Origin of the sequence: Caballeronia arationis (genome assembly GCF_001544975.2) — a bacterium.
GTDB lineage: Bacteria > Pseudomonadota > Gammaproteobacteria > Burkholderiales > Burkholderiaceae > Caballeronia > Caballeronia arationis.
The window spans coordinates 1-16,606 of sequence record NZ_FCOG02000124.1 but is presented as its reverse complement, the minus strand read 5'-3'; the positions used below and the strand labels follow the sequence as shown (position 1 = coordinate 16,606).

Annotated in this window: 16 protein-coding genes; 5 read left to right on the top strand and 11 right to left on the bottom strand. The window is 65.3% G+C overall.

Features of this window, described 5'->3' with window-relative positions; translation table 11 throughout:
• The first annotated feature begins 427 nt into the window (after positions 1-427).
• Positions 428-1,249: an alpha/beta fold hydrolase gene (locus AWB81_RS34345; protein WP_062641968.1), complete on the top strand. Its 822-nt coding sequence runs from the start codon at positions 428-430 to the stop codon at positions 1,247-1,249.
• Positions 1,250-1,272: 23 nt separating this feature from the next.
• On the opposite strand, the gene AWB81_RS34340 is transcribed toward AWB81_RS34345, so the two are convergent.
• Genes AWB81_RS34340 through AWB81_RS34320 form a run of 5 tightly spaced genes read right to left on the bottom strand, consistent with a single transcriptional unit; the run spans position 1,273 to position 6,722 of the window.
• Positions 1,273-2,382 carry an MraY family glycosyltransferase gene (locus tag AWB81_RS34340; RefSeq protein WP_062641965.1) on the bottom strand — a complete coding sequence of 370 codons (1,110 nt, stop codon included), beginning with the start codon at positions 2,380-2,382 and terminating at the stop codon, positions 1,273-1,275.
• A 47-nt stretch (positions 2,383-2,429) separates the two neighbouring features.
• A complete protein-coding gene (gene galE, locus AWB81_RS34335; RefSeq protein WP_062641963.1) occupies positions 2,430-3,464 on the bottom strand; it encodes a UDP-glucose 4-epimerase GalE in 1,035 nt (344 codons plus the stop codon).
• A gap of 23 nt (positions 3,465-3,487) precedes the next feature.
• Positions 3,488-4,627, bottom strand: coding sequence for a glycosyltransferase family 4 protein (locus AWB81_RS34330; RefSeq protein ID WP_062641961.1), 1,140 nt, complete (start codon positions 4,625-4,627; stop codon positions 3,488-3,490).
• A complete protein-coding gene (locus tag AWB81_RS34325; RefSeq protein ID WP_062641959.1) occupies positions 4,624-5,430 on the bottom strand; it encodes a glycosyltransferase in 807 nt (268 codons plus the stop codon). Before AWB81_RS34325 ends, AWB81_RS34330 begins: the two co-directional genes overlap by 4 nt.
• Positions 5,427-6,722 carry an oligosaccharide flippase family protein gene (locus AWB81_RS34320; protein ID WP_062641957.1) on the bottom strand — a complete coding sequence of 432 codons (1,296 nt, stop codon included), beginning with the start codon at positions 6,720-6,722 and terminating at the stop codon, positions 5,427-5,429. The genes AWB81_RS34325 and AWB81_RS34320 overlap by 4 nt, the downstream gene beginning before the upstream one ends.
• 429 nt (positions 6,723-7,151) lie before the next feature.
• On the opposite strand from AWB81_RS34320, the gene AWB81_RS34315 reads away from it, so the two are divergent.
• The 4 genes from AWB81_RS34315 to waaA all read left to right on the top strand — a co-directional run bounded on the left by AWB81_RS34315 (position 7,152) and on the right by waaA (position 12,096).
• The gene (locus tag AWB81_RS34315; protein WP_062641955.1) at positions 7,152-8,558 is read left to right on the top strand and encodes a phosphomannomutase/phosphoglucomutase; all 1,407 of its coding nucleotides are present in this window, start codon (positions 7,152-7,154) and stop codon (positions 8,556-8,558) included.
• Positions 8,559-8,711: 153 nt separating this feature from the next.
• Complete coding sequence (gene waaC / locus AWB81_RS34310; RefSeq protein WP_062641970.1) at positions 8,712-9,707, top strand: lipopolysaccharide heptosyltransferase I; 996 nt, start codon at positions 8,712-8,714, stop codon at positions 9,705-9,707.
• A 153-nt stretch (positions 9,708-9,860) separates the two neighbouring features.
• Positions 9,861-10,745, top strand: coding sequence for a Kdo hydroxylase KdoO (kdoO, locus tag AWB81_RS34305; RefSeq protein WP_062641953.1), 885 nt, complete (start codon positions 9,861-9,863; stop codon positions 10,743-10,745).
• A gap of 28 nt (positions 10,746-10,773) precedes the next feature.
• Positions 10,774-12,096 carry a lipid IV(A) 3-deoxy-D-manno-octulosonic acid transferase gene (gene waaA, locus AWB81_RS34300; RefSeq protein ID WP_062641950.1) on the top strand — a complete coding sequence of 441 codons (1,323 nt, stop codon included), beginning with the start codon at positions 10,774-10,776 and terminating at the stop codon, positions 12,094-12,096.
• A 13-nt stretch (positions 12,097-12,109) separates the two neighbouring features.
• On the opposite strand, the gene ureG is transcribed toward waaA, so the two are convergent.
• Genes ureG through ureA form a run of 6 tightly spaced genes read right to left on the bottom strand, consistent with a single transcriptional unit; the run spans position 12,110 to position 16,396 of the window.
• Entirely contained in the window at positions 12,110-12,760 is a 651-nt protein-coding gene (gene ureG / locus AWB81_RS34295; RefSeq protein ID WP_062641947.1) for an urease accessory protein UreG, read from the bottom strand.
• A 14-nt stretch (positions 12,761-12,774) separates the two neighbouring features.
• Positions 12,775-13,455, bottom strand: coding sequence for an urease accessory protein UreF (locus tag AWB81_RS34290; protein ID WP_062641945.1), 681 nt, complete (start codon positions 13,453-13,455; stop codon positions 12,775-12,777).
• On the bottom strand, positions 13,442-14,035 hold the full coding sequence (ureE, locus tag AWB81_RS34285; protein WP_062641943.1) for an urease accessory protein UreE: 594 nt from the start codon (positions 14,033-14,035) through the stop codon (positions 13,442-13,444). The genes AWB81_RS34290 and ureE overlap by 14 nt, the downstream gene beginning before the upstream one ends.
• Before the next feature lie 2 nt (positions 14,036-14,037).
• On the bottom strand, positions 14,038-15,744 hold the full coding sequence (gene ureC / locus AWB81_RS34280) for an urease subunit alpha (RefSeq protein ID WP_062641941.1): 1,707 nt from the start codon (positions 15,742-15,744) through the stop codon (positions 14,038-14,040).
• A gap of 22 nt (positions 15,745-15,766) precedes the next feature.
• Entirely contained in the window at positions 15,767-16,072 is a 306-nt protein-coding gene (locus AWB81_RS34275) for an urease subunit beta (RefSeq protein WP_062641939.1), read from the bottom strand.
• A gap of 21 nt (positions 16,073-16,093) precedes the next feature.
• The gene (gene ureA / locus AWB81_RS34270) at positions 16,094-16,396 is read right to left on the bottom strand and encodes an urease subunit gamma (protein WP_062641936.1); all 303 of its coding nucleotides are present in this window, start codon (positions 16,394-16,396) and stop codon (positions 16,094-16,096) included.
• Positions 16,397-16,606: the final 210 nt, after the last annotated feature.

Below are 16,606 nucleotides of genomic sequence, written 5' to 3'. Positions count from 1 at the left end.
TTGCTTACTTTCTTTGCAGCAGCAAAGAAAGTGAGTCCCGCCCCGGACAGGGGCAGAGCTAATAGACCACAAAGAAATCAAGTTCCACAGAAGCGCAGAAGCATCGAACGTGTCACCAGCCGCCCCCGACGCCCTTTCCGATTCGCCCAAGCCCCCCGGTCCCTGCAACTTTCCCCCAAATGACGCACGATGCTGCTTGTGCCCGTCGCGAGGCGGGCCGTGCGCGGCGCCGCCTCCTGACACGGACGAGCATCTGTGCCCGGCTCATCGCCGCACCGTCACACCTTCAGCAGATACTCACCCAGGCGGGCGCCGCCGCGGCTCACGATGCCGCGGCCGCCGATCGCACGCCGCGGCGTTTGGCGCGCGGCGAGACGAGAGAACCGGCGCAAGACCTAACCGTTGCACCAACAAGGAGCTTCGAACGATGAGCACGATCAAGACAAAGGACGGCACGGAGATCTTCTACAAGGACTGGGGCAGCGGCAAGCCCGTGGTGTTCTCCCACGGCTGGCCGCTCGATGCCGATGCCTGGGATTCGCAAATGCTCTTCCTGTCGCAGAAGGGTTATCGCGTGATCGCGCACGACCGGCGTGGCCACGGGCGCTCGGGCCAGCCGTCGGAAGGCAATGAGATGGACACCTACGCCGACGACCTCGCCGCGCTCCTCGATACGCTCGACATCACCGGCGCGACGCTCGTCGGCCATTCGACGGGCGGCGGGGAAGTCGCGCACTACATCGGCCGGCATGGCACGAAGCGCGTCGCGAAGGCCGTGCTGATCGGCGCGGTGCCGCCGATCATGCTCAAGACCGAGGCGAATCCGGGCGGTCTGCCGATCGACGTGTTCGACGGCATCCGCGCAGGCGTCGCCGCGAACCGCTCGCAGTTCTACAAGGATCTCGCGATGCCGTTCTACGGCTTCAATCGTGACGGCGCGAAGGTGTCGCAGGGCATCATCGATTTGTTCTGGCTGGAAGGCATGCGCGGCGGCATGAAAGGCCAGTACGAGTGCATCAAGCAGTTCTCGGAAGTCGACTACACCGAGGATCTGAAGAAGTTCGACATCCCGACGCTCTTCCTGCACGGCGATGACGACCAGATCGTGCCGATCGCTGCCGCGGCCGAACTCGCGTCGAAGATCGTGAAGGGCTCGACGCTCAAGGTGTATCCGGGCGGCCAGCACGGCATGTGCACCGTCGAAGCCGACAAGGTCAACGCCGACCTGCTGGCGTTCATCGAGTCGTAACGACGCGCGCGGCTTCGCCGGCCCTATTTTTTCAGCGAATGGGGCCGGCGGAACACCAGCCAGCGCGGCACCTTGAAGCGCACGATGCTCATGTAGAGCCACACGTAGGTCGCCGCGAACACGACGACGAAGCAGAACAGATGCACGGTGTGGCGCCAGAAGAGCGTCGCGGGAATCACCGCGACGAGGCACAGCAGCCAGAGATAAGGCGAGGTCAGCGAATTGCGGCGCGTGAGTTCGCGGGCGTTCTGCGCGCCGACCGCCCAGCGCATCAGCCGCTTGTAGACGAGCATGTGCAGGTGCACGCCGTCGGGAATGCCGGGCGAGATGCCGCGGATGAACTTCTTCCGGTAGATCGAGAAGCACGTCTCGAAGATCGGATACATGAAAAGCAGCACTGGAAACCACGCGGAGACGTCGCGGTTGCGCATCACGAGCATGATCGCCAGTTCGGCCAGCATGAAGCCGACGAAGTACGCGCCGCCGTCGCCGAGAAAGATCAGCCCCGCCGGGAAGTTCCAGATGAAGAAGCCGATCACCGCGCCCATCATGATGAGCGACGCGGAAAGCACGATCGGGTCGTGCACCTGGAACGCGACATACGCGAGCGAAGCGAACATCATCACCGCGACCATCGACGCCAGGCCGTTGAAGCCGTCGATGATGTTGATCGCGTTGGCGAGCGCCGCGACCGCGAGCACCGTGACCGCGCATGAAATCACCGCATACGAGAGCAGGAAATCGAGCGGCGGCACGCTGATGCGCGTGACGTGGATGTCGAGCACGGCGTAGGCGAGGGCGGCGGCCGCCATCGTGCAGATGAGGCGCACGAGCGGGCTCACGCGCTTGGTCAGGTCTTCGGTGAGGCCCGACAGGAAGGCGGGCATCCCGCACCCGATGATCGCGAGAATGCCCGCCGAGACCGCCGGATAGGCCCAGTGCAACTGAATCGCGGAAGCGGAGAGGCCGCACAGGATGCCGACGCCGCCGATGCGCGGCACCGGCCGCGAGTGGAATTTCTGGACGCCGGCGAGATCCGTATCGCCGATGAATCCCTCATGCAGATGCGCGAATCGCACGATCAAAAGCGTTACCAGAAGCGAAACCAGAAAAGCGAGCGCGAAACTGAGCATGAAGAATTACCGTTGATATGAGGCGAATCGTGGGCCCGCGCGGGGCCTCAGGCGAACCCGTTCGGATTCTGCGACTGCCAGCGCCAGTGATCCGCGCACATGCGTTCGATGCCGTGTTCCGCGCGCCAGCCGATCAGCTTCTCGGCCGCCGACGGATCCGCGTAGCATGCGCCGACATCGCCCGGGCGGCGCGCCACGATCTCGTACGGCACGGGCTTGCCCGACGCCGCTTCGAACGCCCGCACCACGTCCAGCACGCTGTAGCCCTGGCCCGTACCGAGATTCACGACGAAGCTGCGGTCGAGTTTCGTCAGCGCGTCGATGGCGGCGATATGGCCGCGCGCCAGATCGACGACGTGGATGTAATCGCGCACGCCGGTGCCGTCGTGCGTATCGTAATCGCTGCCGAAGATGCGCAGGCGTTCGAGCTTGCCCACCGCCACCTGCGCGACATACGGCATCAGGTTGTTCGGCACGCCGGCCGGGTCCTCGCCGATCGCGCCGCTCTCATGCGCGCCGACCGGATTGAAATAGCGCAGCGTCGCGATGCGCCAGGACGGATCGGAGAGTTCGAGATCGCGCAGCACCTGCTCGGCGATCAGCTTCGACTGGCCGTAGGGATTGGTTGCGGAGAGCGGAAACGATTCGTCGATGGGCACGCTTTGCGGCACGCCGTACACCGTCGCCGACGAGCTGAACACGAAGTTCTTCACGTTGCGCGCCCGCATCGTGTCGAGCACGACGAGCAGGCTGTCGAGGTTGTTGCGGTAATACTCGATCGGCTTCGCCACGGACTCGCCCACCGACTTCAGCGCCGCGAAGTGGATCGCGCCGGTGATCCGGTGCTTGTCGAAGATTTCGCCGAGCGCGGCTTCGTCGCGCGCGTCGTTCTCGTAGAACGCGATCTCCTTGCCGGTGATCTTCTGGACCCGCGCGATGGATTCGCGATTGCTGTTCACGAGGTTGTCCACCACGACCACGGCGTAACCGTCGTTCAGCAGTTCGACACAGGTATGCGAGCCGATGAAGCCTGCGCCGCCGGTGACGAGAATCGTTCCCTTGTTCTGTGTGTTGCCAGTCATCAAAGAATCTCCGGGGATCATTGTCAGAGTGAAATGCCAGTAATTGCGCGTATTGTGCCTTTATATCGCTCGACGACGACTTTTTCGTCGAATTCCCGAGCAACCTTTTCCCGGCCCTTCGCAGCCATTTCCGTGCGCTGCGGTGCGCCGAGGGTCAACATGCGTTCGAGTTGATCCGCGAGGCTGGCGGCGCTTTTTGCTTCGCAGAGAAAACCGGTCACACCGTCCTCGACGACTTCGCGGCAGCCCGGCACGTCGGTCGCGACGATCGGGCGGCCCATGGCCGAGGCTTCCATCAGCGTGCGCGGCACGCCTTCGCGGTAGGAGGGCAGCACGACGCAATCCGCATTCGCAATGTGCGGGCGCACGTCGTGTGCTTCGCCGAGATAGTCGATCAGATTGTCGCGCTGCCACGCTTCGACTTCTGTGCGGCCGATCGCGCTCGGGTTGTCGACGCCCACCGGCCCGAGCAGCTGAAAGCGCGCATGCGGGTATTTCGCGCGCAGTCGCCGCGCCGCTTCGACGTATTCCGCGACGCCCTTGTCCCACAGCAGCCGGCCGATCAGGATGAAGACGAACGCTTCCCGCTGCGGGAGCGGCGTGAACGCGTACTCGTCCAGATCGACGCCTTCGCCGTGCAGCAGCCGCGCGCGCTCCGGATGCGCGAGCAGGTTCTGTTCGGAGAAAGCAGTACGGTCGTCCTGATTCAGGAACCACACTTCGCGCGGAAAGCGGAACGCAATGCGATAGAGACGCTTCGCGATCATCGCCGTGCGGCTCTTCTGGATGAAGACGTAGCCGAGGCCCGTCGTCACGGCGATCGACGGAACCCGCGCGAGCCACGCCGCAATCGAGCCGTAGATGTTCGGCTTGATCGTGTAGTGAAAGACGGCATGCGGACGTGTTGCGCGGTATTCGCGCCAGAGCGCGGCGAGCGTCTTCAGGTCCTCGCGCGGATCGGTGCCCTTGGACGCCACCTTCAGTTCGACGAACCGGCAGCCCATCGCGACGAGCGGCTCGACCGTGCGGTCGCGCGGCGCGATCACGGTGACCTCGACGCCGCGTTCGGTCAGCATCCGCAGGAGGCCTCGCCGATACGTGTAGATCGCCCACGCCGTGTTGCAGACGAGTGCGATGCGAAGGCGGCTGGCTGATGCTGTCATGTGGAAGTGGTTCGAGAAAGAACGCGCGCCTTCAGGCGGCGCAGCGCACGATATGGCAGTACGAGATGCGCGAGGTTCTTCGCCACGCCGATCCAGTCGGGCAGATTGCCCGCACGGAAGTAACGCAGTTGCAGGCGCAGCGTTGACAGAATCTGCGTGCGCCGCTTCGTGGCGCTGATACCGGTTTCGTTCAGCTCGTAGTACAGGCCGAACTCGGGCAAATTCGCGCAGTCGTGGCGCTGCATGAGCCGCAGGAAGAGATCGAGATCCTCGGCCGCGCGATACTGCGCGCGGTAATTGCCCGCTTCGCGCACGGCGTCGACGCGCAGCATCATCGAGGGATGCGCAAAGCACGCGCGCATCAGCATCACGCGGCGGATCGCGGCGGGATCGGCGGGCGGCGTGAGGTCAAAAAGCGGCGCGCCTTCCGTGCTCACCACATGCGTCCACATACCGAGCGCGGCCACGCGCGGATGCGCTTCCAGATAGGCGCGCTGCTTCGCGAGCCGCGCGGGTGTCGCGAGGTCGCCCGCATCGATGCGCGCCGCATAGCGAATGCCGCTTTGCGCAAGGGCGTCGATGCCCGCGGCCAGCGCGCGCTCGATGCCGCCGTTCACCGGCAGGCGAAGCACGTCAATGTCGAGACCGGGTATCGATGGCGCGACGATCGGCGGCGTGCTGCCATCGTCGACGATCAGCACGCGCACCGGCGCGTCCTCGCGAAACGAAGCGAGCGTGCGCTCGACCCCGCCTTGACCGTTGAAAGCGGGAATCAGGATGGCGACGTCGTCGAGCCTGTTCATCGGCGCAGCCTGAAGCGGATGTAGTACAGATTCACGCCCGTTGCCGCCAGATAACCGGCGGCAAGGCCGATCAGCGCGCCGTGTCCGCCAAGACGCGGAATCGCGATCCAGTCGACGACGAATGCCACGGCGAGCGCGAGCAGCCACTTCGCGAGCAGCACGAACTTGGCTTGATACTTGAGCACGACGAGATTGCCGATCGCCTCGATCCCGGCCGGCACCGAGAGCCACACGGCCCAGCGGAAGATATCGATCGCGGCCTCGAAGCCCGGCCCGAACACGCGCGTGATGATGAACGCCGCGAGCAGATCGAGCACGAGCGCGCCGCCGATCATGAGGGCGGCCGTCATCGCCGTGAGCCGCACGACGTTGCGCTTCAGGCGCTCCACATCCTGCACGCGATACACGAACGCGGGCGCGATGGTCTGCGCGAGCATCAGCGCGAGCGTGATCCAGTTTTCGTTCAGCTGCTGGGCGGCGGAATAGCGTCCGAGGTCGGCGAACGAGATAAAGCGTTCGAGCATCAGCCGGTCGAGCTTCAGGAACAGGTACATGCAGATGAGCCCGATCCAGAACACCGTGCCCGCGCTCGCGAACTGCCGGAACAGGCGCGGATCGAACCGCCAGCCGAGCGTGCCGCCGCGCCGGCGCATGTAATAGAGCAGCAGCACGCCGGCGATCGCCGCCGCTTCGAGCGCCCACAGCCAGCCGAAGCTCGCGAAGCCCGCGCTCGCGCGCACGAGCGCGTAAACGAGCAGCGCCTTGACGATCGCGACGGCCATGCTCGTCACGAGTTGCGGCTTGCTGTAAGTGAGGCTCTGCAGCCAGGCGTTGATCACGCCGACGAGCGGCTCGCGAAACAGCATCGTCATGGCGAGCCCGGCGAGCATCGCACCGACGAGCGCATCGAGATGCCCGAACGCGATCCAGGCCCAGGTCCCGACGAGCGCGAGCGCCGAGACGCCCATGCGCAGCACGAATGCGCTGCCGAGCACGCGGCCGAGGGTTTCGTCGTGTGTGTTGCCGGGATGTTTGGGCGAATGCGTCCGCTCGACGATGGTCGGCACGAGGATTTCGGCGCCGCACACCCACGTAACGGGCGCGAGCACGAGCAGCAGCGTATTCGCGTACTGCCACTTGCCGAACGCTTCCGGGCCGAAATAGCGCGCCAGCAGGCCGCTGACGGCAATCGCGACAACGATCTGCGTCGCGCGTTCGAGCCCGAGCCAGACGATATTCGCGAGCGCCTTCGCGACATCGGGGTTGCCGATGCGGGAAAGCCGACTCAGCATGGGCGATGACCAGGCACGCGCCGTGCTCGCGTTATTAGATTACCCGCATTCAGTGCGTTTCGCGCCGTGCCTTGCGTGCGCGAATGTGCGTTGGCCCGCTCAGGCGCCTCATTTCGTGCCGGTTTTGACGTGTTCGGGGCTAAAGAGCGTCCGGGCATTGGATTAGAATGTTTGCGCAGGAAATTGCATACGAGTTGCGCAGGAAAGCGCTAAAAGACTGCGATTATAAGTGTGAACGGGTTCTCTCCCGGTAGCGGAGCCCGTGCGCGAAGCTGCAATGTGGTATCGGCTGAATTTATTTCGTCACCTTTTCGAAATTGCCCGCACGCGTGGTCCGCATGGCGCGTGCATGTCCGTCAGTCACGACCTGCATGCCCCGCTGGCTGCATCGCCGAGAATCCATCAATTAAATAGACAGGTAGCCATTCCATGAGCCACTCACAGATTTCCCAATCCATCTTCAAGGCGTACGACATCCGCGGCATCGTCGGCAAGACCGTCGATGCGGACGTCGCGCGCAATATCGGCCGCGCCTTCGGCAGCGAAATCCGCAAGCAGGGCGGCGATTCGGTCGTAGTCGCCCGCGACGGGCGGCTGTCGGGACCGGAACTCGTCGGCGCACTCGCCGACGGCCTGCGCCAGGCAGGCGTCGATGTCGTCGATGTCGGCATGGTACCGACGCCCGTCGGCTACTTCGCCGCGAGCGTCCCGCTGCCGCTGCCCTCGGGCGAACGCCGCGTCGACTCGTGCATCGTCGTGACGGGCAGCCACAATCCGCCCGACTACAACGGCTTCAAGATGGTGCTGCGCGGCGCGGCGATCTACGGCGACCAGATCCAGGCGCTCTATCAGCGCATCGTCAACGACGACTTCGAGAAAGGCGAAGGCACCTTCACCGAGTTCGACGTCCAGCAGATCTACCTCGACCGCATCGTCTCCGACGTGAAGCCGGTGCGCCCGATGAAGATCGTCGTCGATACGGGCAACGGCGTCGCGGGCGGCCTCGCGCCGCGGCTGTTCAAGGCGCTCGGCTGCGAGCTCGTGGAGCTGTTCACGGACATCGACGGCAATTTCCCGAATCACCATCCGGATCCGGCGCACCCCGAGAACCTGCAGGACGTCATCAAGGCGCTCAAGGAAACCGATGCCGAAGTCGGCTTCGCGTTCGATGGCGACGGCGACCGCCTGGGCGTCGTGACGAAGGACGGCCAGATCATCTATCCGGATCGTCAACTGATGCTGTTCGCGCAGGAAGTGCTGTCGCGCAACAAGGGCGGCCAGATCATTTATGACGTGAAGTGCACGCGCAATCTCGCGAAGTGGGTGCGCGACCAGGGCGGCGAGCCGGTGATGTGGAAGACCGGCCACTCGCTCGTCAAGGCGAAGCTGCGCGAGACCGGCGCGCCGCTCGCGGGCGAGATGAGCGGCCACGTGTTCTTCAAGGACCGCTGGTACGGCTTCGACGACGGTCTCTACACCGGCGCGCGGATGCTGGAAATCCTCTCGCGCGTGGCTGATCCGAGCAAGCTGTTGAACGACCTGCCGAACTCGCTCTCGACGCCCGAGCTGCAACTGAAGCTGGAAGAAGGCGAGAACTTCGAGCTGATCGCGCGCCTGCAGAAATCCGCGAAATTCGAAGGCGCCGACGACGTGCTGACCATCGACGGCCTGCGTGTCGAATACCCGGACGGCTTCGGGCTCGCGCGTTCGTCGAATACGACGCCGGTCGTGGTGATGCGTTTCGAAGCCGACAGCGACGCGGCGCTCAAGCGCATCCAGGAAGACTTCCGCCGCGTGATCCTTGCCGAGAAGCCGGACGCGAAGCTGCCGTTCTGAGCCTGATGCACGGTTTAATGCAAGACGAAGCGGCGCGGTCCGTCGGGACCGCGCCGTTTTTTTATGCGGCCCGCCGGTGCGTGCCGCGCTAAAATCGCCCATCTCATTTTGTCCACGCGCCGCTCTCGACTTGCGGCGCTCATCGTTTCCAGCGTGCAAAAGATCTTGATTGTCCGGGTGTCGTCGCTTGGCGACGTCGTCCACAACATGCCGGTGATCGCCGATATCCGGCGCCGTTATCCCGATGCGCAGATCGACTGGCTCGTCGAGGAGAGTTTCGCGAGCCTCGTCGAACTCGTCGACGGCTTGCGCCGCGCGATTCCGTTTTCGCTCAGGCGCTGGCGCAAGCGCTGGTTCTCGGCCGCGAACTGGCGCGAGATCGGCAAGTTCCGGCGCGAACTCGAAGCGGAAAAGTACGACCTCGTGATCGATTGCCAGGGTCTCATCAAGACGGCGTGGGTGGCGGGCTGGGCGCGCGGGCCGCTCGTCGGCCTCGCGAACCGCACGGAAGGCGCGGGCTTCGAGTGGCCGGTGCGTTTCTTCTACGACCGCCGCGTGCCGATCGAGCCGCGCACGCACGTCGTCGAGCGCACGCGGCAACTGGTGGCCGTGGCGCTCGGCCTGCCGCGCCCCGAACTCACCGACGAGATCGACTTCGGCCTCGACACGCGGCGCGCGGCGCTCGCGCTATCGCAGACCGGGCTGAATCTGCCGGTGCCGTACGTCGTCTTCGTGCACGCCACTTCCCGCGCCGACAAGCAATGGCCCGATGCCGCGTGGATCGAGCTCGGGCAGGCGCTCGTGCGGCGCGGCGCGTCGATCGTTTTGCCGTGGGGCAGCGACGTGGAACGCGCGACGAGCGAAAAGCTCGCGAAGGAATTCGGCGCGGCGGCGATCGTGCCGCCGAAGCTCTCGCTGCCGGCGGTGGTCGGCCTGATCGAGGGCGCGGCCGCGACGGTCGGCGTCGATACCGGTCTCGTGCACATCGCCGCCGCGCTGAAGCGGCCGACCGTCGAGTTGTACAATTTCTCGACCGCCTGGCGCACGGGCGGCTACTGGTCGCCGCGCGTCGTGAATCTCGGCAGCGCGAACCATCATCCGACGCTCGCCGAGGTCAAGGCGGCGCTCGCGGGCTTCGGCCTGCTCTGAGACGCGCGAGCGCCAGGCGTCGGCCGGGATTGCGCGCCGTCAATGGCGGTATCTTTCCAGCGCGGCCCGGGCGACCGGAGCACCCCGCGCCGGGGCACAATGCGCAGCACGGCGGCGGACACACTGCCGCGCCCATCGGAATTTCGAAGGCACATGACCGAATCTCAAATCATCGAAGTCGCGTCAGGCGACTGGCAGGGCCGGGACCTATCGGTGCCGCGCGAGACGCTCGTCGCGGGCGTCGAGCGTGGCAAGGTGCTGTACTTCCCGAATCTGCGCTTTGCGGTCGAAGGCGGCGAACCCGCATTGCTCGACCCCAAAATCGCCGACCCGAAACGCAAGAACATCAGCCTCGCGCCCAATGGCGGCGCGCTTGCCGGCGTGCTCGGCGATGCCGTCACGCAATCGGCGGTGCGCGCGCTCGTCGGGCGTTATCAGGCGAATGCGCGCTCGCTCGTCGACGGGCTCTTTCCCGAATACCGGGGCAAGCTGCGCGTCGCGCCGACGAGCCTCAGACTGCATCGGGTGGAAACGCGCGAGACGTCCTGGCGCAAGGACGACAGCCGCCTGCACGTCGACGCGTTTCCTTCGCGGCCGAACTACGGCGAACGCATCCTGCGCGTCTTCACGAACGTGAATCCGCACGGCGCGCCGCGCGTGTGGCGCGTGGGCGAACCGTTCGAGGACATGGCGAAGCGCTTTCTTCCGAACATCAAGCCGCAGATGCCCGGCGCCGCGTGGGCGATGAACCTGCTGCACATCACGAAGTCGCCGCGCAGCGAATACGATCATCTGATGCTGCATCTGCATGACGCGATGAAGGCCGACCTCGACTATCAGAAGGCCGCGCCGCAACAGGAGATGCCGTTTCCGCCGGGCTGCGTGTGGGTCTGTTTTTCTGATCAGACCTCGCACGCGGTGATGTCCGGCCAGTACATGCTGGAGCAGACCTTTTTCCTGCCCGTCGACGCGATGGCGCAGCCGGAGTGCGCGCCGCTCGGCATTCTTCAGCGCCTGAAGGGCAGGGCGCTCGTTTGAGCGCCGCACGCCACGCGCGGGAGCGCGCATGCTGAGGCCCGTCTATCGCGCGCTGTGGTGGATCGTCGCGCCGCTCGCGGTGCTGCGCCTCCTGATCCGTTCGAGGAAGGAGCGCGGCTATCGCGAGCATATCGCCGAGCGTTTCGGCCGCGGCCCGGGCCGCCGCGCCGACGATCTCGCGCCGCTCATCTGGGTGCATGCGGTGTCGGTAGGCGAGACGCGCGCGGCGCAGCCGCTCATCGAAGCGTTGCTGAAAGCGCATCCCGAAGCGCGCATCCTGCTCACGCACATGACGCCGAGCGGGCGCGCGACGGGCGAATCGCTCTTCGGCGATCGCGTGCTGCGCGGCTATCTTCCCTACGATGTCCCGCGTTTCGTGCGGCGCTTCCTGCGCGCATGGCGACCGACGCTCGGCATCGTGATGGAGACCGAGGTGTGGCCGACCCTCATCGACGAATGCAAGCGCTCCGACATGCCGCTCGTCCTGACGAACGCCCGGATGTCGGAGCGCTCGTTCAAGCGCGCGGCGAAGTTCGGGCGTGCGACGCGCGAAGTTTTCGGCGGCTTTGCGCGTGTGCTGGCGCAAAGTCCCTCGGATGCGGAGCGGCTCACGGCGCTTGGCGCGCGCAATGTCGCGGTGCTCGGCAATCTCAAGTTCGACATGAGCGCACCGCCCGAACTCGAGGCGCGCGGGCATGCGTGGCGCGCAGCAATCGGCGAGCGGCCGGTGTGGGTCGCGGCGAGCACGCGCGAGGGCGAGGAGACGCTGGTCCTGCAGGCGTTCGCCGCACTCGATGTGCCGAACGCGCTGCTAATCCTCGTGCCGCGCCATCCTCAGCGCTTCGATGAAGTCGCGGCGATGGCGGCGAACGCGGGCCTGTCGTGCGTGCGGCGCTCGCAGTGGGCGCCGAAGGCGGTCGCGGCGGGCTCGGGTGCGGACGCCGCGCGGCCGTTGCCGCAAAGCGTGCAGGTGCTGCTCGGCGATTCGATGGGCGAACTGGGCGCGTATTACGCAGCGGCGGATCTCGCGTTCATCGGCGGGAGCCTGTTGCCGCTCGGCGGGCAGAACCTGATCGAAGCGTGTGCTGCGGGCGTGCCGGTGCTGATCGGACCGCATACGTTCAACTTCACGCAGGCGACCAACGATGCGATCGCGGCGGGCGCGGCGTTGCGCGTCGACGATCCGCAGGGGCTCGCGCGCGGGTTGCGCGAACTGTTCACTGACAAGCCGCGCCGGCTCGCGATGAGCGCGGCGGCTTCGGCGTTCGCGGCGCGGCATCGCGGGGCGACGGCGCGCACGGTGAGTGTGCTGGGGGCGTTGCTCGAAGGACAGGAGCTGGCGGCGAAATGAAGCCGCGCCCACTCTACAGCGCGAGCAACCCCTTCTTCTCGATGAACGCGACCACGTCGGCCAGCCCTTCCAGCGCCTTCAGATTGCACATCACGAACGGCCGCTCGCCGCGCATCTTCTTCGCATCCGATGCCATCACATCCAGATTCGCGCCCACATGCGGCGCGAGATCGGTCTTGTTGATCACGAGCAGATCCGACTTCGTAATGCCCGGTCCGCCCTTGCGCGGAATCTTCTCGCCGCCCGCGACATCGATCACGTAGATCGTCAGATCCGACAACTCCGGACTGAAGGTCGCCGCCAGATTGTCGCCGCCCGATTCGATGAACACGATATCCGCGTCGGGGAAGCGGGCGATCATCTGATCGACGGCTTCGAGGTTGATCGATGCGTCCTCGCGGATCGCCGTATGCGGGCAGCCGCCCGTCTCGACGCCCATGATGCGCTCGGCGGGCAGCGCGCCTGCAACTGTCAGCAGGCGCTGGTCTTCCTTCGTATAGATGTCGTTGGTGATCGCGACGAGGTCGTACTTCTCGCGCATCGCCTTGCACAGCATTTCGAGCAGCGTGGTCTTGCCGGAGCCGACCGGCCCGCCCACGCCGACACGCAACGGCGGCAGTTTCTTGGTTCGGCGGGCAGCGGCGGAATAAGCGGGTGCGTTCATGTTGGATCTGATGATTAGGAGCGAAAGAGCCGCGAATACTGCGACTCGTGCCGTGCCGACAGGATGCCGAGCTGCGGCGCAAAAGTGTTGATCTGGTCCGGCGTCGTGGCGAGCGACCGCACGACCGCGCGATCGATCGGCTCGCGCAACGCGACGATGATCCGCTGTCCCGCGAGCTGTCCGAGCGGCACCGACTTCAATGCGGCCGCCGTCTGGTTCTCGACCCAGCTGAACGCATACGCGGCGAGCGCTGCTTCGGGCGAGACATCGTGAGCGCAGGCGGCGAATGCGAAGGCGGTCGGCTGCGAGACGGGCTTCAGCGTATCGAGCGTCGCGCGACGGTCTTCGTCGCCCCATTCGAGCGAGCCACACAACTGCGCGAGCGACCAGCCCATCTGCTGCGTCTCGCGCCGCAGTTCCGCCGATTCGCGGCTTGCGAGAAATTCCTCGTCGGCGATGGAAAGCGCGGCTCGATCGTGCATGCGCCAGCGCTCGATCTGATGCGCGAGAAACGGCAGCTCACCGCGCGCGAGGACATGCGTGAGGCCGCTCGCGATCCAGTCGCGGGCGCTGTCGCCATCGTGGATCAGGTCGTGCTCGATCGCCGCTTCGAGTCCCTGCGAATAGCTGAACGCGCCGATCGGCAGTGCCGGCGACGCCAGATGCAGGAGCGCCGTGAGTTCAGCGATGCGCATGACCGTGATGACCGTGGTCGTGTCCGCACGTCGAGTGATCGTGATCGTGGTCATGCGGGTGCGCATGGCCGTGATGCTCGTCGAAGACCTTTTGCGCGAGCGCGTAGTCTTCGTTGAACGTCTCGTCGTGACCGTGCTTGTGGCCGCCGCCGTACGCGCCGGTCTCCGGCTGAAACGGCTCTGAAGCATGGTCGACCTGCGCGCCGAGGCGTCGCAGCATCGTTTCGAGCACCGGATCGGCTTCGAGCTTCAGATAGTCCGCGCCGATTTCGACCGGCGTGTGGCGATTTCCCAGATGATAGGCGGCGCGCGTGAGCGTAAGCGCGTCCGGCGCGCGCACGACGAGCACATCCTGCGCCGCCGCGATTATGCGAACCAGCGCGCCATCGTCCGCGACGAGCACGTCGCCGTCGGCGAGCACGGTGCCGCGCGGCATCACGAGCGCCACTTCCTCGCCGCCGTCGAGCGTGGCGGCGAGGCGGCTCTTGCAGCGCGCATCGAAGGCAAGGGTGAGCGTTGCCGCGCGCTTCACGAGCACGGGCGCGAGTTTCGAGGTGAGACGTTTATCGATGGTGCGCATGGTCAGAAGAGGAAATATCGCTGGGCCATCGGCAGGACCGTCGCCGGATCGCAGGTCAGCAACTGGCCGTTCGCGACGACCTGATACGTTTCCGGATCGACGGTGACCGACGGTTGCCAGGCATTGTGGATCATGTCGGCCTTGCTGATGTTGCGGCAGTTCTTCACCGGCACGACGAGCTTGTTGAGTCCGTAACGATCCGCGATGCGCGCGTCGGCGGCCATCTGCGAGACGAACGTGAGCGAGGTCTTGCCGAGCGCGCCGCCGCGCGTCGCGAACATCTCGCGATAGTGCACCGGTTGCGGCGTCGGAATCGATGCGTTCGGATCGCCCATCTGCGCGACGGCGATCATGCCGCCCTTGACGATCATCGCGGGCTTCACGCCGAAGAACGCCGGCTCCCAGAACACGAGATCGGCCCACTTGCCGGGCTCGATCGAACCGACTTCATGCGCGATGCCGTGCGTGATGGCCGGATTGATCGTGTACTTCGCGACGTAGCGCTTCGCGCGGAAGTTGTCGTTGCGCGCGCTGTCTTCCGGCAGCGTGCCGCGCTGCACCTTCATCTTGTGCGCGGTCTGCCAGGTGCGAATGACGACTTCGCCGACACGGCCCATCGCCTGCGAATCCGACGAGAGCATCGAGAGCGCGCCCAGGTCGTGCAGGATGTCCTCGGCGGCGATCGTCTCGCGACGGATGCGCGACTCGGCGAACGCGATATCTTCCGCGATCGATGGATCGAGGTGATGGCAGACCATCAGCATGTCGAGGTGTTCGTCGAGCGTGTTGATCGTATAAGGGCGCGTGGGATTGGTCGAGGAGGGCAGCACGTTCGACTCGCCGCAGACCTTGATGATGTCGGGTGCATGACCGCCGCCTGCGCCTTCGGTGTGATACGTGTGGATCGTGCGGCCCTTGAACGCGGCGACTGTCGTTTCGACGAAGCCCGCTTCGTTCAGTGTGTCGGTGTGGATGGCGACCTGCGTGTCGGTGTCGTCGGCGACCGAGAGGCAGTTGTCGATCGCCGCCGGCGTCGTGCCCCAGTCCTCGTGCAGCTTGAGGCCGATCGCGCCCGCCTTGATCTGCTCGGTGAGCGGTTCGGGCAGGCTCGCGTTGCCCTTGCCGAGAAAGCCGAGGTTGACGGGCCAGCCGTCGGCGGCCTGCAGCATGCGCTCGATGTGCCACGGGCCCGGCGTGCAGGTCGTCGCGTTGGTGCCCGTCGCGGGACCGGTGCCGCCGCCGAGCATCGTCGTGACGCCGCTCGCGAGTGCTTCGTCGATCTGTTGCGGGCTGATGAAGTGGATGTGTGAATCGATGCCGCCTGCCGTCACGATCATCCCTTCGCCGGCGATCACTTCGGTGGCCGCGCCGATGGCGATGGTCACGCCCGGCTGGATGTCGGGATTGCCGGCCTTGCCGATTGCGAAGATGCGTCCGCCCTTGATGCCGATGTCGGCTTTCACGATGCCCCAGTGATCGAGGATCAGCGCGTTGGTGACGACCGTATCGACGACGTCGTTGGCGACGCGCTGCGACTGGCCCATGCCGTCGCGGATCACCTTGCCGCCGCCGAATTTCACTTCTTCGCCGTAGGTCGTGAAGTCGCGTTCGACTTCGATGATGAGATCGGTATCGGCGAGGCGGACCCGGTCGCCGGTGGTCGGACCGAACATTTCCGCGTAGGCGCGGCGGCCGATGCGTAGCGTCATTTCATGTAATCCCGAAAGAGAGTCAGAGCGGACCCATCACGAGGCCGTTGAAGCCGTAGACGGCGCGATCGCCCGCGAGCGCGACGAGCTCCACGGTGCGTTCCTGTCCTGGTTCGAAGCGCACGGCGGTGCCTGCTGCGATATTCAGACGAAAGCCGCGCGCCTTGTCGCGTTCGAAGGTGAGCGCCGTGTTGACCTCGTAGAAATGGAAATGCGAGCCGACCTGCACGGGCCGGTCGCCGGTATTCGACACGACGACCGACACGGTTTCGCGGCCTGCGTTGAGTTCGTGCTCGCCGTCGTCGATCAGATATTCGCCGGGGATCATGGGCGTTGCCTCTTGGTCGATTCAGGGAATCGGATGGTGGACGGTGACGAGCTTGGTGCCGTCGGGGAAAGTGGCTTCGATCTGGATGTCGGGGATCATTTCGGGCACCCCTTCCATGACATCGTCGCGCGTGAGGAGCGTGGTGCCATAGTGCATCACTTCGGCGACGGTCTTGCCGTCGCGGGCCGCTTCCATTAGCGCGGCCGAGATGAATGCTACCGCTTCCGGATAGTTCAGCTTGAGGCCGCGGGCGCGGCGGCGTTCGGCCAGGAGCGCTGCTGTGAAGATCAGCAGTTTGTCCTTTTCTCTTGGAGTCAGTTTCATTTGGGCGCTGGACGGACTGGGGTTGGGTTGGGCGGGGTTGGGTTGGGAACACCGTCTGATGTTTCTGCGCTTCTATGGAACTTGTTTTCTTAGTGGTTTATTAGCTCTGCCCCTGTCCGGGGCGGGACTTACGTTCTTTGCTGCTGCAAAGAACGTAAGCAAAGAAAGCAGCTTTTTGAGGCAGCAGTCACAACACGTCAACGCACCAGC

Excerpts from the sequence above, each read along its gene's own strand:
- AWB81_RS34345 (WP_062641968.1), top strand. The coding sequence starts at position 428 with ATGAGCACGATCAAGACAAAGGACGGCACGGAGATCTTCTACAAGGAC.
- AWB81_RS34340 (WP_062641965.1), bottom strand. The coding sequence starts at position 2,382 with ATGCTCAGTTTCGCGCTCGCTTTTCTGGTTTCGCTTCTGGTAACGCTT.
- galE (WP_062641963.1), bottom strand. The coding sequence starts at position 3,464 with ATGACTGGCAACACACAGAACAAGGGAACGATTCTCGTCACCGGCGGC.
- AWB81_RS34330 (WP_062641961.1), bottom strand. The coding sequence starts at position 4,627 with ATGACAGCATCAGCCAGCCGCCTTCGCATCGCACTCGTCTGCAACACG.
- AWB81_RS34325 (WP_062641959.1), bottom strand. The coding sequence starts at position 5,430 with ATGAACAGGCTCGACGACGTCGCCATCCTGATTCCCGCTTTCAACGGT.
- AWB81_RS34320 (WP_062641957.1), bottom strand. The coding sequence starts at position 6,722 with ATGCTGAGTCGGCTTTCCCGCATCGGCAACCCCGATGTCGCGAAGGCG.
- AWB81_RS34315 (WP_062641955.1), top strand. The coding sequence starts at position 7,152 with ATGAGCCACTCACAGATTTCCCAATCCATCTTCAAGGCGTACGACATC.
- kdoO (WP_062641953.1), top strand. The coding sequence starts at position 9,861 with ATGACCGAATCTCAAATCATCGAAGTCGCGTCAGGCGACTGGCAGGGC.
- waaA (WP_062641950.1), top strand. The coding sequence starts at position 10,774 with ATGCTGAGGCCCGTCTATCGCGCGCTGTGGTGGATCGTCGCGCCGCTC.
- ureG (WP_062641947.1), bottom strand. The coding sequence starts at position 12,760 with ATGAACGCACCCGCTTATTCCGCCGCTGCCCGCCGAACCAAGAAACTG.
- AWB81_RS34290 (WP_062641945.1), bottom strand. The coding sequence starts at position 13,455 with ATGCGCATCGCTGAACTCACGGCGCTCCTGCATCTGGCGTCGCCGGCA.
- ureE (WP_062641943.1), bottom strand. The coding sequence starts at position 14,035 with ATGCGCACCATCGATAAACGTCTCACCTCGAAACTCGCGCCCGTGCTC.
- ureC (WP_062641941.1), bottom strand. The coding sequence starts at position 15,744 with ATGACGCTACGCATCGGCCGCCGCGCCTACGCGGAAATGTTCGGTCCG.
- AWB81_RS34275 (WP_062641939.1), bottom strand. The coding sequence starts at position 16,072 with ATGATCCCCGGCGAATATCTGATCGACGACGGCGAGCACGAACTCAAC.
- ureA (WP_062641936.1), bottom strand. The coding sequence starts at position 16,396 with ATGAAACTGACTCCAAGAGAAAAGGACAAACTGCTGATCTTCACAGCA.